Genomic DNA, 12,775 nt, shown 5'->3' with positions numbered 1-12,775 from the left:
GGCGTATTTTATGAGAAAACAAGATGCAATCCTTGCCAGAGCAGAGCGTGATAAGTGGAAAAAGCTTTCTAAACAACATAAAAAAATGTAAAAACCAAAGGGTGCCCTTTGGTTTTTTCTATTTGTAAATTTTATATTAATATTATTTATATATATAGACAAAGAGAAATTAATTGTTTAAACTTTACAAAGAATTCATCATAATAGGTTATGAAAATAATAATTAGGGATTGGGAAATATTAATAATTAANNCAATTTAACTTTTAAATTTGAAAATTAGGAGGTTCATAATGGGTAAACTATTAAATTTGTTTCGTGATATGAAAGTAGCAAAAAAGCTATTAATTTCATTCTTTGTAATTTTAATTGCGGCTGTGTCTATTATCGGAGGCATGTCTTATCAAACAGCCAAAAAGAATTTTGAATCACAAATTAAGAGTAGTGCCAACGACAATATAAAAATACTGGATAATTTAATCAATCAAATGATTGATGCAAAATTTAATGATGTGAATAATTTTGCACGGGTGATTCAGGGGAATATGTATCAAGGAGATAATCAGGATGAATTAAGAAAAACATTATCTCAATATATAAATTTAAATAAAGATGTTGAACAAGTATATGTTGCCGGAAATGATAAAAAATTTGTGCAAGAACCAAATATACAAATGGCAGCAGATTATGATCCAACAGCACGACCTTGGTATAAAGATGCAGTGGCAAAACAAGGTGGTATTGTTGTTACTGAGCCGTATAAGGCAAAAGGAAATGGACATATTGTCGTAACAATCGCAAAACAAACAGAAGATAAAAATGGGGTTGTTGCGCTAGATTTAAGTTTAGATAATTTATTAAAAACATCAAAGTTAATTAATATTGGTAAAAAAGGATATGCCTTCATTTTAGATGGAAAGCAAAAAATAATTGCTCATCCACAAGAAAAATCAGGAGAAAAAGCGGCTGATTCTTGGGCAAAGAAAATTTATGAAGATAATCACGGTGCTTTTTCATATTCTTATGGCGGTAGTGAAAAGAATATGGTATTTGCTACAAATGTAAAAACAGGTTGGAAAATTGGTGGGACTATGTACTCAAGTGAAGTAATTGAAGCTGCTCAACCTGTATTTTATAATATGTTAATTGTTATGCTTATCTCATTAGTAATAGGTGGAGCACTTATTTATTTTGTAACACTTTCAATTACGAAGCCTTTAAAGAGATTAGTTGTTACCTCTAAAGAAATAAGTGAAGGGGATTTAACGCAAACAATTGAAATTCATTCTAATGATGAAATCGGCCAACTTGCTAAAGGCTTTAATGAGATGACGAATTCGTTACGGACGTTAATCGGAAGAATTAACGATTCAGCTGGGCATGTTGCAGCGGCATCAGAAGAGCTAACTGCAAGTGTAAGGCAAGCAAGTGAAGCGACTGAGCAAATCACAATCGCAATGGATGAAATATCAAGTGGGGCAACGACGCAAACAACAAGCGTAGAAAATGGTGCTATGTTGCTATTTGATGTAACGGAAGGAATTCAGCATGTAGCAAATAGTTCATCATCTATTAATACGGCTTCCGCACATACTCGTGAAAAAGCAGAAGATGGTGGGAAACTAGTAGGAAGAACAGTAAACCAGATGCAGTCTATTGCAGAATCTGTGTCACAATCAGATGCAGTTATACAATTACTAAATAATAAATCAAAACAAATTGGTGATATTTTAGAAGTAATTCAAAATATTGCAGATCAAACAAACCTTCTAGCTCTAAATGCGGCGATTGAAGCTGCAAGAGCCGGTGAGCATGGAAGAGGTTTTGCGATTGTTGCAGATGAAGTACGTAAATTGGCAGAGCAGTCTAGCGTATCTTCTAGTGAAATTAGTAAATTAATATGTGAAATACAAGATGATATGGGTAAGACAGTCAAATCTATGAATCATGTAAATGAGGAAGTTCAATCTGGACTTGTTATCGCAAATGAAACGAAGCAAAACTTTGCTGAAATTTTACAATCTACAAATGAAATAGCTAATCAAATTAAGACGATGGTTGAAACGGCTAATGGAATGTCAAAAGGGGCAAATGAAGTATCTATTTCGGTAGGACAAATTGCAATGACAGCACAAAATAATGCAACAAGCACACAAAATGTTGCGGCTTCAGCTGAAGAACAGCTAGCTTCGATGGAGGAAATTGGATCCGCAGCGGGCACGTTATCTCAAATGGCTGAAGAGTTACAAGGACTAATTGACAGATTTAAAGTTTAACAGAGAACAGGCTGTCCCTAAAATAGAAGTATGTATTGGGAGAGTCTGTTTTATTATGTAAATTTAAATGTGGGATGTAGAGTCCTCTTATGACGTTTAAAATGGTATTTTGCATAATATTTGTCGAAAAATAGAGGTATTTGTTAGCTTTGTGTATAATTGTTAATCTATAGAATACAAATAAAAGGAGAGTATTATGGGAGTGTACTGGGGGACAAAAAGACATTCTTGGCTTAGTTACGTTTCATTTTGGCTAAGTATTTCATTTTTTATTGTTTTTCTAATTGAAGTGTTTATATTAAAAACACTTTCGAATAGCTCGGTGCAAATTGTTAAATATTTTTATTTTATACTTGTACCAGTAAATATTTTTCTTAGTTTAAAGTTACTATTTAAGAAGAATGAAAAGAAAGCGTTACCTATTTTTAGTTTCATTGTCTCATTATTATTCGCAATTTTAATAATCGTATTAGTTTTAGCAGCTATAGGGAAGTTCTTTTAAGGGGAGTGGTATAAGTCACTCTCCTTTTTTATTTGTGTTAGTCTTACTATATGTAAAAGTGTGAATGCTGTAAGCTAATAAAAGCGGACAGTAGAGAATATTTGCATTGATTAAAGTCTGATGTTATTTGAACTTGTAAGAGAGTATGGAGTAATGAGGTAATATACATAATAATGGAGATAGAATTAGTTGTTTTATAAGTATGTATGAAGCAAATGAATACGGTAAGAACGGTGATATATGGTACAATAGCTATGGATAGTGATAGAGATAAAGGGTATATAAAATACTCATCGTTTTTAGTAAGAGAGGGGTTATCTTATGCTATACGAGGATTTGGAGACATTATTTCAAACAGCTCCGAAAGAAGATAGAGGCGGATGGAAATATATAATCCAAGAACAAAATGATACATATAAAATTGTTGATGAAATTCTGAAAAATCAAATGAGTGTCGAATTGTATTTTAATGAATACGATGAGGTGAAAATCACTTTATATAAAGATGGAATTCCCATTACGACTATGCAAAGAATTGCGATTTCAAAAGTTGAATTAGACGAAGATGAAGAGGGTATTCAATTTGTTTTAGAGCGCATGCCTAGTCGAATGATTCGGTTGCAATTAAAGCCATATTTAGCATTAGAAATGGGGCCGTACTGGGAAGTATGTGATGATTGTGAATGAACATAAAAAAGCATCCAATAACATGGATGCTTTTTTATGTTTTTTGAAGTTGTTTAAATGCAATGATTGGAAGTATAACAATACTTACCCATCCGATGATAGGATATAGAATGTGAAGTAAGTCACTGTAACCGATGTAACTAAAGCAATAACTAATTAGTAAAATAAAGAAAATAATATTGTTATTTTTCCACCCAGTAATAGATTGCATCTGTTTTGTCATTCCGAACACATTACCAACTAAAGTTGTGAAAACTTCACCGAAAATAATGAGAACGAAGAAGAAGTGAAAAGTTGCATTAAATCTTCTTATGACTTCAGCCATTGGGATGTTATATTGATAAAATTGATCGACTGATAAGATTGCTAAATGGCTGCATAATAAAATTAAAGAAAGTCCAGCACCCCCTAAAATCCCACCCCAAAAAATGGCTTTTCGATCCTTAACTTCACTGGCTAATGGGACGAGAACACTTTGGGCGAGAGAAAGATTTAAGGCGACATATGTAATAGGGCTAGTAATCCATTTCATATTCCAACTCTCTGCAGGAATAGTGTTATTAATGGAAGGTGTACCGTGAAAAAAGGTTGTAATAGCAAGTCCGATAATAAAAATCATCATAATAGGTACGACAAGTGTATTTACTTCAAAAACACCTTGTAATCCGCGGCTACTTATAATGAGACAAGCGATAACTGTAATGAGAATACCGAGTTGTCTTGGTAAGCGAAGTTGCTCTTCAAATACTGCACCAGCCCCTGATAACATAACGCTCGTTACGCCGAATAAAACGAGTAATAATAATGTGTTTACAACATTCCCAAATACATCCCCAAATAAATATTTGTTAAATTCTTGCGCTGAAAATGCCCCAATTTGCGATGAAAGTAACATCATCTTTGTGCCGAGCCAAATAAAAAAAAATCCACTTACACATATGCCAATTGTCCCATATAATCCATTCACTGTGAAAAATTCAACAATTTCTCGTCCAGTAGCAAATCCAGCTCCAACGACAGTTCCGATATAAGTAGCAGCTACTTTCTTTGCTACTTGCCATTGTTGATTGTCCATGTTATCCCTCTTTCTACTATGATGAGCTTGATGTACTATTATGCATATGTATGAGCTTGGACAATTAGACGTATGAAGTGTTTGAAAAAATACATGAATTAAATGATATTAGGGAAGTATTAAAGGTGTTAAAACTTTGTTACATATAAGCCGATTGTTCGAAAGGAAAGGGAATGTATGGTAAAATGTAATTAGGTTATTAAAAGATAAACATTACAAAATGATAAGAGGAGTGGGTTGTATGAGTACGAAAACAAATGTTGTTGAAGTATTAAACAAGCAGGTAGCAAACTGGAATGTGTTATATGTGAAACTACATAATTATCACTGGTATGTGACAGGGCCACACTTCTTTACATTACATGAGAAATTTGAAGAGTTTTATAATGAAGCTGGAACGTATATTGATGAGTTAGCAGAACGTATTTTAGCTTTAGAAGGTAAACCATTAGCGACAATGAAAGAATATCTCGCAACATCTAGTGTCAGCGAAGGGACAAGCAAAGAATCTGCAGAAGAAATGGTGCAAACATTAGTGAATGATTATTCTGCACTTATTCAAGAATTAAAAGAAGGTATGGAAGTTGCGGGCGAAGCTGGCGATGAAACATCAGCTGACATGTTGTTAGCAATTCATACAACATTAGAACAACATGTATGGATGCTAAGTGCATTCTTAAAATAACGATAAATATATAGAAACCCATTGAAAAATTATTTCAATGGGTTTTTTTATGATTTTTCAGTTTTCTTTTATGCTATAATATAGTAAAAAGGAGGCGATGCGATGTTTCGCTTTTTCAGAACTGGAAAAGAAGAGCGGGAAATTACGAAAGATGAATTAGAACAAGCGATGGCTCAGTTTTTAGAAACGAATGCTAATATTGTTTATACAGTATTAGTAAATGACGATTATACAGTGAATTATGATTTGTTAAAACCGTATTTACCTGCATTTCCAACAAATGATTTTCTCATAACGAAGGAAACGCTTGAGGTATTTGAACATACAGCAGAAAATTTAAACCTAGTGAAAGAAATTGATGTCGTACAAAAAGCAGTAGATCAATACGTAACAGAAAAAGAAATGTTCCCAATTGTTGAAGGTAGCGAAGATCGCCTCATATGCGGAATGAAACTAGGACCTTACTTAAATCGTAGCTTAAAAAGAGACTTATATATTTCAGAAAAACATTATTTAGTTTCAAGTAAACCAGATAGAAAAAAACAAAAGAGCGGGTAGATGTAATGAAAACAACAATACATATATTGTTGTCTTTTTTTGTTTGTTAAAATATTGATTTTTCAGTCTATTTTCATTTATACTAAATGCATTGGACAGGGAAGAGTAACTATTAAGCATCATTCTGAGAATAAGATATTGTTAGCGTAGGTTATACAAAGTGGTATAAAGATTCGCAAAAAAATATTATAAAAGGTTTCGGGGGAATTGGTACATGAAAAATAGTATGACTTACATTCAATTATTAAATGAAACGTTACGTTGTTATGCAAATAAAGGAAGTTTTGAAGCGTACAATTATATAATGGAAAATGCTACAGGTGTAATAGGGAATGAGGCGCAAATATATAATTTTAAGTATGCGCTCGCAAGTGCATCGGGACTTGAAAAAGAAGCATTACATTTAATGAGAGAGGCCATTATAGAAAAGGGATTCTGGTATGGAAATGAGTATTTAATTTCGGACGATGATTTAAAATCACTACATAAATTTGAAGAATTTCATACAATGGTTCAATTATGTAAAGAAAGAGAAGGATTAGCACATAAAACGGAAAGACCAGACGTGAAATATATATACAGCAAGAAAGAGGGAAATCTACTACTTACATTACATGGTGACCAAGAAAATATTCAAATAGTAGAGCCATATTGGAAATCAGTTTTGACACAAGATTACACGTTAGCTTTACCACAGTCTTCACAAATTCAGTTTTCAGGTGGATTTGTTTGGGATGATCTAGAGAGAGGGAAAGGGGAATTAAAAGAGCATTACAATAAGTTTATAGAGTAGAAAATGTAATAATTGGTGGTTTTTCTGCAGGGGCAAGAGTAGCTTTATATACGATTTTACAAAAAGATATAGATGTAGATGGTTTTGTTTTTATGGCACCCTGGCTTCCCAAGATTGAAGAATGGGATGAGTTGTTGAGTGTGCTGCAGGATAAACATATAAAAGGATATATAGTATGCGGGGATCAAGATGAAGATTGTTTCGAATCCGTGCAGCAATTTGTACAACTATTAAGAGATAAGAATATAGAACATAAGTATAAAGTTGTGCCTGACTTAGATCATAATTATCCTATTAACTTTGATGAGCTATTAAAAGAAGCTATTGAATATATAGGAAATGAAAACAATAAGTAGTAAGAAAAAGAGATGCATCATATGTGATGCATCTCTTTTTAGAATTATAAATTAAAAGCATTTGCTAGTAAGCGATAAGACTTTAATTTATGTTCGAATTGATGAGTAATCGTGACAATCATAAATTCGTCAGTATTGTATGCTTTGCTTAAGTTTATTATTTTTTCTTTTACAGAAGACGGATCACCAACAATCATACGTTGACGATTTTCTTTTATACGGAATAAATCATAAGCGCTGTATGAATAATTTTGAGCAGTTTCAATAGAAGGTGTACCAGTAGTTGGTTTTCCTTGCTCTAATAATAAGATTGATAAATCTAAACTAGAAGCAATTTTTTCTGCTTCTTCATTTGTTTCTCCGCAAATAACAAAAATAGCAACGATTGACTTTGGTTTATCTCCTAAAAATGAGGGCTGATATTGTTCTTGGTAAGCCCTCATAACTTCAGGGCCTCCAAAGCCATTAATAAATTGTGCAAATGCGAAAGAAGCTCCGTTGTTTGCAGCAATTTTAGCGCTCTCTCCACTAGAACCGAGCATCCACATTTCAGGAGATGTTGGGATAACTGGAGTGGCTTTTAAGTTTGCATAGTGATGGTTTTCTGGTACTTGATCATGTATGTACATTGCAACGTCTGCAATTTGTTCTGGATATTGATCAAGTGAGACCATTTTCCCTTCTTGAAGTGCGCGAGTTGCTATTGGCATACCACCAGGGGCTCTACCAACACCGAGATCGATACGATTTGGATACAGTGCTTCTAAAACACGGAAATTCTCAGCGACTTTATATGGGCTATAATGCGGTAACATAACACCACCTGAACCGACTCTAATATGGTCCGTTTTTGCGGCAATATGAGAAATAAGTATTTCTGGACTTGAACCAGCTAAGCCTACGGAATTATGATGTTCGGATACCCAAAAACGTGTGAATCCGAGTTTTTCAACTTCTTGTGCAAGCGTAACTGTATGTGAAAAAGCTTGGGCTGCTGTGCTACCATCTGAAATAGGTGATTGGTCTAATACACTTAACTTGATCATAGAATATACCTCTCAATCTTAATGTACATCCTATTATATATTTACTTATGAAAAATGCGTAGTGAAATGCTCAAAATGAAAAGCGGATAATCTTATTTCCGCTTTTAATGAGAAAATCCGCGTTCATAATGATTCATTTCGACTAGATTTAAAATATATTCATAGTTGTCAATTTCACGTTTTAGCTGTTCACGTTCTTTTGCAGATAGTGTCATATTGCTAAGTTTTTTACATAAGTTTTGTTTCTTTAATTCTAAATGTTTTTTTGTAGCATGGTAGTCATAAGTATGTTTCATTTTTAACCACTCCTTCTTTGCAGTTGCTATATTATACGAAGCATAAAGAAATATGAAATCTGTCTCTTATGTATTTTTAGTGAATATTCAAATTGCAATGGTGTTATGTTTATGGAGATCTATGAATAAAATGCACTAAACCACTAACGTCCATTTGATGAAATAAGGGGTGGAATTGTGCAGAAAGATATAATGTATAACACTGAAATGGATGAAGCGTTAAAAGTTATAGATAAAGGATTGAAGAAGACGATAAGTCCAAAACAAATTATTGTAGTGGGAGCTGGTATGGCTGGATTAGTTTCAGCATCTTTATTAAAGGCTGCAGGACATGATGTGAAAATTTTTGAAGCAAACAACCGGGTAGGTGGCCGTATAGAGACAGTTAGAATGGAAGATACCGGATTATATTTAGATGTGGGAGCAATGAGAATTCCGTATACACATAGGTTAACGATGGCATATATAAGAAAATTTGGGCTACAGGTGAGTCCTTTTATTAATAGGAATGAGACGGATATTATTTATGTAAATGGACGGAAAACGACGTTGAAACAATATGAAAAGGATCCGAGTATTTTAAGGTATCCTGTGGAAATGAACGAAGTGGGAAAAACGTCTGAAGAACTATTGTTATTAGCAGTACAGCCGATAATAAATTTTATTAAAAGAAATCCAGAGAAAAATTGGGATGTTGTAGTGAAGGATTTTGGGAGATATTCCACAGGACAATTTTTAAAGTATCATCCTTATCAGTATAATACTTACTTTTCGCCAGTAACAATTGAGATGATCGGTGTTCTATTAGATTTAGAAGGTTTTTTAGAGCGGTCGTTTGTAGAGACTTTACGATTTCTATACATTATGCAAGAGGAGAGCGGATTTTGTGAAATTATGGGCGGGAATGATAGATTACCAAAGTCATTTTTACCGCAATTAGAAGAAAATATTATATATAATCAAAAATTAATGAAGTTACATCAACACGATAATGGTGTGACAGCTTTCTATCGGAACGAGGAAACTTTTGAATATAGTAGTATTACAGGAGATTTAGTTATTGTTACTATCCCGTTTTCGACAATGCGTTTTGTAGAAGTAGATCCGTTTGATTCTATATCTCATGAAAAATGGAAAGCAATTCGTGAATTGCATTACATGCCTGCGACGAAAATAGGAATTCAATTTAAAAGCAGATTTTGGGAAGAACAAGGGCAATTAGGTGGCAGAATTATAACAGATTTGCCAATTCGTTATGCCTATTATCCAAGTCATGGAATTGGAGAAAAAGGACCTGCTATGATGTTAGGTAGCTATACATGGTCTTACGATGCATTGTTATGGGATGGTTTATCAAAAGGCGATCGTATTTATTACGCCTTACACAACTTAGCAACAATATTAGGAGGTCAAGTGTATGATGAGTTCATATCTGGAATATCAAAAAGCTGGACATTGGATCCGTATGCGCTTGGAGGATTTGCGCTTTTTCAAGCAGGTCAAGAATCTGAGCTACAACCAGCGATTGTCAAACCAGAGGGGAGAATATTCTTCGCTGGAGATCATACAACGCTATATCACGGATGGATTCAAGGTGCGATTGAATCTGGAATTTTTGTAGCGATGGAAGTGAATGAGTAAAATGTGTTTAATTCAGAAAATTCTGTACTATATAAATTGAGATGGATATTATTATATATAAAAGAATTATAGGGAGTGTTTACAGTGAATCCGTTATTATTCGATTTTCCTTCTGAATTTTATACTGACAGGCTTTTTATTCGAATGCCGAAACCAGGAGATGGTAAAGTTGTATATGATGCAATTCAAGCTTCAATACAAGAACTAAAACCTTGGATGGCTTTTGCACAAAAAGAGCAAACAGAGGAAGAAATAGAAGAAAGTATTAGAAAATCACATATTCAATTTTTGCAACGTGAAGATTTAAGATTACTAGTATTTTCGAAAGAAACAGGTGAATTTATTGCTTCAGCCGGATTACATCGTATTAATTGGGATATACCTCAATTTGAAATCGGATATTGGATTGATACAAGGTTTAGTGGAAAAGGCTATATGGTAGAGGCTGCGAAAGGTATAACGGATTATGCTTTTTCTGAATTGAAAGCAAACCGTGTAGAAATTCGTTGTGATTCTTTCAATAAGAAGAGTAGAGCGATACCTGAGAAATTAGGCTTTAAGTTAGAAGGTACGTTAGAAAGTGCGAGCGTTGCGGTAGATGGAAACGGATTAAGGGATATGTGTGTATTTGCTATGACTAGAAATACATATGAAAAAGAAGAGCTGTAAGAAAACAGCTCTTCTTTTTATGCATTATGGTACAGGATGTCCATTAGAGCTTTCGAAAATTGTAAACCATTGTTGACGGTCTAAGTTAACTTTTGTAGCAAGAGCGGCCGTTTTTACACGATCTAATTTACCAGATCCAACGATTGGCATCATGTTAGCTGGATGCGCAAGTAACCAAGCATACATAACCGTATCGATACTAGTAACACCTAGCTCAGTAGCAACTTTTTGCACAGTTTCACGTACACGTACGGCGCGTTCTGATTGACCAGTAAAGATTTCCCCACCAGCAAGAGGTGACCAAATCATTGGATTGATTCGTTTTTCTTGGCATAAATCAATTGTCCCTTTTTCAAAGTGCTCAAGCTGCAATGCAGAAACTTCAATTTGGTTCGTAATAAGCGGGAAATCTAAGTAAGAACTTAACATATTAAATTGTGAAGGTAAGAAGTTAGATACACCGAAGTGACGAACTTTTCCTTCTTGTTTTAATTGTGAAAATGCCTTTGCCACTTCATTTGGATCCATAAAAGGGTCGGGACGATGAATAAGTAATACGTCAATATAATCTGTATGTAAATTTTTTAGTGATGCTTCTGCACTTTGAATAATGTGCTCTGCACTAGTATTGTAGTGAGCAACATATCGCTCTGGAAATTTTGGTGATGGGGGAGCGATTCCACACTTTGTAATAATTTGCATGTTTTCTCGTAAGGAAGGCTTTAATTGTAAAGCTTCTCCAAACAATCCTTCACACGTATATCCGCCGTAAATGTCAGCGTGATCAAAAGTAGTAATTCCCATATCCATACAATCTTCAATGAAAGAAAGTAATTCTTGTTTCGTCATATTCCATTCTGCTAAACGCCAAAATCCTTGAATAATACGAGAGAATTCTAGCGTTTCATTCATTTGAACTCGTTCCATTATAAGTACCCCCTTGATGAATGATTATTATTTTGAAAAGGCTTTCTTACTACGTATTATTATATAGTTTGGGGGGCGTACATACAATAAATATGTTTTGCTAAAAAAATGATTTTCTCTATATGCTATAATGTAGAAACATATAGCTATAAGGAGATGTAAGGAATGATTCCAGTAACAATATTAACTGGTTTTCTTGGATCAGGGAAAACGACTTTATTAAATCGTATTTTATCAGAAAATCACGGTAAGAAATTAGCGGTGATTGTAAATGAAATAGGACAAATTGGCATTGATAATCAGTTGATTATGAATGTGGAAGAAGAAATTATGGAAATGACAAACGGTTGTTTATGTTGTACTGTACGTGAAGATTTACTTGTTGCTTTAAAACAGTTACTGGACGTAAAAGCAGAAGGGAAAATGGATTTTGATGGTTTAGTAATTGAAACGACTGGCCTTGCAAATCCAGGGCCGATTATTCAAACATTCTTTTTAGATCCAGTCATTCAATCTGCATACCAAATTAATGGTGTTGTAACGGTGGTAGATAGTTATCATATACATAAACATTTTGAAAAAGGATTAGAAGCAAAAGAGCAAATTGCGTTTGCTGATGTCGTTTTAGTAAATAAATTAGACTTAATTGAAGAGAGTGAGAAAGAAAATCTCTTGCATGAAATTCAAGGAATTAATCCGACTGCAAAGTTAATCGAGGCGACTAACTGTGAGGTAGATATACCATCTTTATTACAAATTCAAACGTTTAAAACGAAAGATACGTTGCAAATTTACCCTCATAAAGAACATAACCACTTAGAAGGTGTGAAATCATTTGTATTACGTGAAGAACGTCCGCTAGATTTACAAAAGCTTAATGAGTGGATGTCAGCTGTCGTTCAAGAGCTAGGGGAATATTTATATCGTTACAAAGGAATTTTATCGATAGATGGAGTAGATAAACGTATCGTTTTCCAAGGTGTACATACTTTATTTGCCGCTTCGTACGATAGAGAGTGGCAAGAGGGCGAAGAGCGAGTAAGTGAAGTAGTTTTTATCGGAAGAGATATTAATAAAGAGTGGTTCCAAGAACATTTTCAGGAGTGTGTGAAATAAGTCTGCGTAAATTGCAGGCTTATTTTTTATGAACATTCTATTAGATTGCAAAACAGAATTAAATAAGGAAAAGAAACTAAAAATTGATAAAGTGAAACTTTAATCAGTGGGGGTTTTGTTCATCCCCAACTGATTATCAGCCCTCACCAA

General features: G+C 33.9%; 12 protein-coding genes and 1 pseudogene. 9 read left to right on the top strand and 4 right to left on the bottom strand.

Annotated elements, in window-relative coordinates:
• Positions 1–291 precede the first annotated feature (291 nt).
• The 3 genes from DN403_RS28805 (at position 292) to DN403_RS28790 (ending at position 3,463) form a co-directional block, all read left to right on the top strand.
• Positions 292–2,274, top strand: coding sequence for a HAMP domain-containing methyl-accepting chemotaxis protein (locus tag DN403_RS28805; protein WP_000517288.1), 1,983 nt, complete (start codon positions 292–294; stop codon positions 2,272–2,274).
• A 196-nt stretch (positions 2,275–2,470) separates the two neighbouring features.
• Complete coding sequence (locus DN403_RS28795) at positions 2,471–2,776, top strand: hypothetical protein (protein ID WP_000539571.1); 306 nt, start codon at positions 2,471–2,473, stop codon at positions 2,774–2,776.
• Positions 2,777–3,097: 321 nt separating this feature from the next.
• Positions 3,098–3,463, top strand: a complete 366-nt coding sequence (locus DN403_RS28790) for a DUF3979 family protein (protein WP_000965064.1) — start codon at positions 3,098–3,100, stop codon at positions 3,461–3,463.
• 34 nt (positions 3,464–3,497) lie between these two features.
• Here the strand turns inward: DN403_RS28790 and DN403_RS28785 are convergent, their stop codons facing one another.
• Complete coding sequence (locus DN403_RS28785; RefSeq protein ID WP_000370209.1) at positions 3,498–4,538, bottom strand: YkvI family membrane protein; 1,041 nt, start codon at positions 4,536–4,538, stop codon at positions 3,498–3,500.
• Positions 4,539–4,779: 241 nt separating this feature from the next.
• Between DN403_RS28785 and DN403_RS28780 the strand changes: the two genes are divergently transcribed.
• The 3 genes and pseudogenes from DN403_RS28780 to DN403_RS28770 all read left to right on the top strand — a co-directional run bounded on the left by DN403_RS28780 (position 4,780) and on the right by DN403_RS28770 (position 6,930).
• Positions 4,780–5,223, top strand: coding sequence for a Dps family protein (locus tag DN403_RS28780; RefSeq protein WP_000105199.1), 444 nt, complete (start codon positions 4,780–4,782; stop codon positions 5,221–5,223).
• Between the two features lie 102 nt (positions 5,224–5,325).
• Positions 5,326–5,781 carry a DUF3939 domain-containing protein gene (locus DN403_RS28775; RefSeq protein WP_000488205.1) on the top strand — a complete coding sequence of 152 codons (456 nt, stop codon included), beginning with the start codon at positions 5,326–5,328 and terminating at the stop codon, positions 5,779–5,781.
• Positions 5,782–5,995: 214 nt separating this feature from the next.
• Positions 5,996–6,930: pseudogene (locus DN403_RS28770) on the top strand (alpha/beta hydrolase).
• Between the two features lie 44 nt (positions 6,931–6,974).
• Here the strand turns inward: DN403_RS28770 and DN403_RS28765 are convergent.
• Complete coding sequence (locus tag DN403_RS28765) at positions 6,975–7,976, bottom strand: LLM class flavin-dependent oxidoreductase (RefSeq protein WP_000594035.1); 1,002 nt, start codon at positions 7,974–7,976, stop codon at positions 6,975–6,977.
• Between the two features lie 104 nt (positions 7,977–8,080).
• The gene (locus DN403_RS28760) at positions 8,081–8,272 is read right to left on the bottom strand and encodes a DUF3896 domain-containing protein (RefSeq protein WP_000683363.1); all 192 of its coding nucleotides are present in this window, start codon (positions 8,270–8,272) and stop codon (positions 8,081–8,083) included.
• A gap of 177 nt (positions 8,273–8,449) precedes the next feature.
• Here DN403_RS28760 and DN403_RS28755 point away from each other — a divergent pair, with 177 nt between their 5' ends.
• Both DN403_RS28755 and DN403_RS28750 read left to right on the top strand, forming a co-directional pair.
• Complete coding sequence (locus tag DN403_RS28755; protein WP_001168122.1) at positions 8,450–9,913, top strand: flavin monoamine oxidase family protein; 1,464 nt, start codon at positions 8,450–8,452, stop codon at positions 9,911–9,913.
• Positions 9,914–9,997: 84 nt separating this feature from the next.
• A complete protein-coding gene (locus DN403_RS28750; RefSeq protein ID WP_001068738.1) occupies positions 9,998–10,582 on the top strand; it encodes a GNAT family N-acetyltransferase in 585 nt (194 codons plus the stop codon).
• Between the two features lie 24 nt (positions 10,583–10,606).
• Here DN403_RS28750 and DN403_RS28745 read toward each other — a convergent pair whose 3' ends face one another.
• On the bottom strand, positions 10,607–11,509 hold the full coding sequence (locus tag DN403_RS28745; protein ID WP_000442821.1) for an aldo/keto reductase: 903 nt from the start codon (positions 11,507–11,509) through the stop codon (positions 10,607–10,609).
• A 165-nt stretch (positions 11,510–11,674) separates the two neighbouring features.
• Between DN403_RS28745 and DN403_RS28740 the strand changes: the two genes are divergently transcribed.
• Entirely contained in the window at positions 11,675–12,625 is a 951-nt protein-coding gene (locus DN403_RS28740; protein ID WP_000613427.1) for a CobW family GTP-binding protein, read from the top strand.
• Positions 12,626–12,775 lie beyond the last annotated feature (150 nt).

Origin of the sequence: Bacillus sp. AY2-1, from assembly GCF_008368965.1 — a bacterium.
GTDB classification, from domain to species: domain Bacteria; phylum Bacillota; class Bacilli; order Bacillales; family Bacillaceae_G; genus Bacillus_A; species Bacillus_A thuringiensis_S.
This window is presented reverse-complemented; position numbering and strand designations above follow the sequence as displayed.

Excerpts from the sequence above, each read along its gene's own strand:
- DN403_RS28780 (WP_000105199.1), top strand. The coding sequence starts at position 4,780 with ATGAGTACGAAAACAAATGTTGTTGAAGTATTAAACAAGCAGGTAGCA.
- DN403_RS28765 (WP_000594035.1), bottom strand. The coding sequence starts at position 7,976 with ATGATCAAGTTAAGTGTATTAGACCAATCACCTATTTCAGATGGTAGC.
- DN403_RS28760 (WP_000683363.1), bottom strand. The coding sequence starts at position 8,272 with ATGAAACATACTTATGACTACCATGCTACAAAAAAACATTTAGAATTA.
- DN403_RS28790 (WP_000965064.1), top strand. The coding sequence starts at position 3,098 with ATGCTATACGAGGATTTGGAGACATTATTTCAAACAGCTCCGAAAGAA.
- DN403_RS28775 (WP_000488205.1), top strand. The coding sequence starts at position 5,326 with ATGTTTCGCTTTTTCAGAACTGGAAAAGAAGAGCGGGAAATTACGAAA.
- DN403_RS28745 (WP_000442821.1), bottom strand. The coding sequence starts at position 11,509 with ATGGAACGAGTTCAAATGAATGAAACGCTAGAATTCTCTCGTATTATT.
- DN403_RS28795 (WP_000539571.1), top strand. The coding sequence starts at position 2,471 with ATGGGAGTGTACTGGGGGACAAAAAGACATTCTTGGCTTAGTTACGTT.
- DN403_RS28740 (WP_000613427.1), top strand. The coding sequence starts at position 11,675 with ATGATTCCAGTAACAATATTAACTGGTTTTCTTGGATCAGGGAAAACG.
- DN403_RS28785 (WP_000370209.1), bottom strand. The coding sequence starts at position 4,538 with ATGGACAATCAACAATGGCAAGTAGCAAAGAAAGTAGCTGCTACTTAT.
- DN403_RS28805 (WP_000517288.1), top strand. The coding sequence starts at position 292 with ATGGGTAAACTATTAAATTTGTTTCGTGATATGAAAGTAGCAAAAAAG.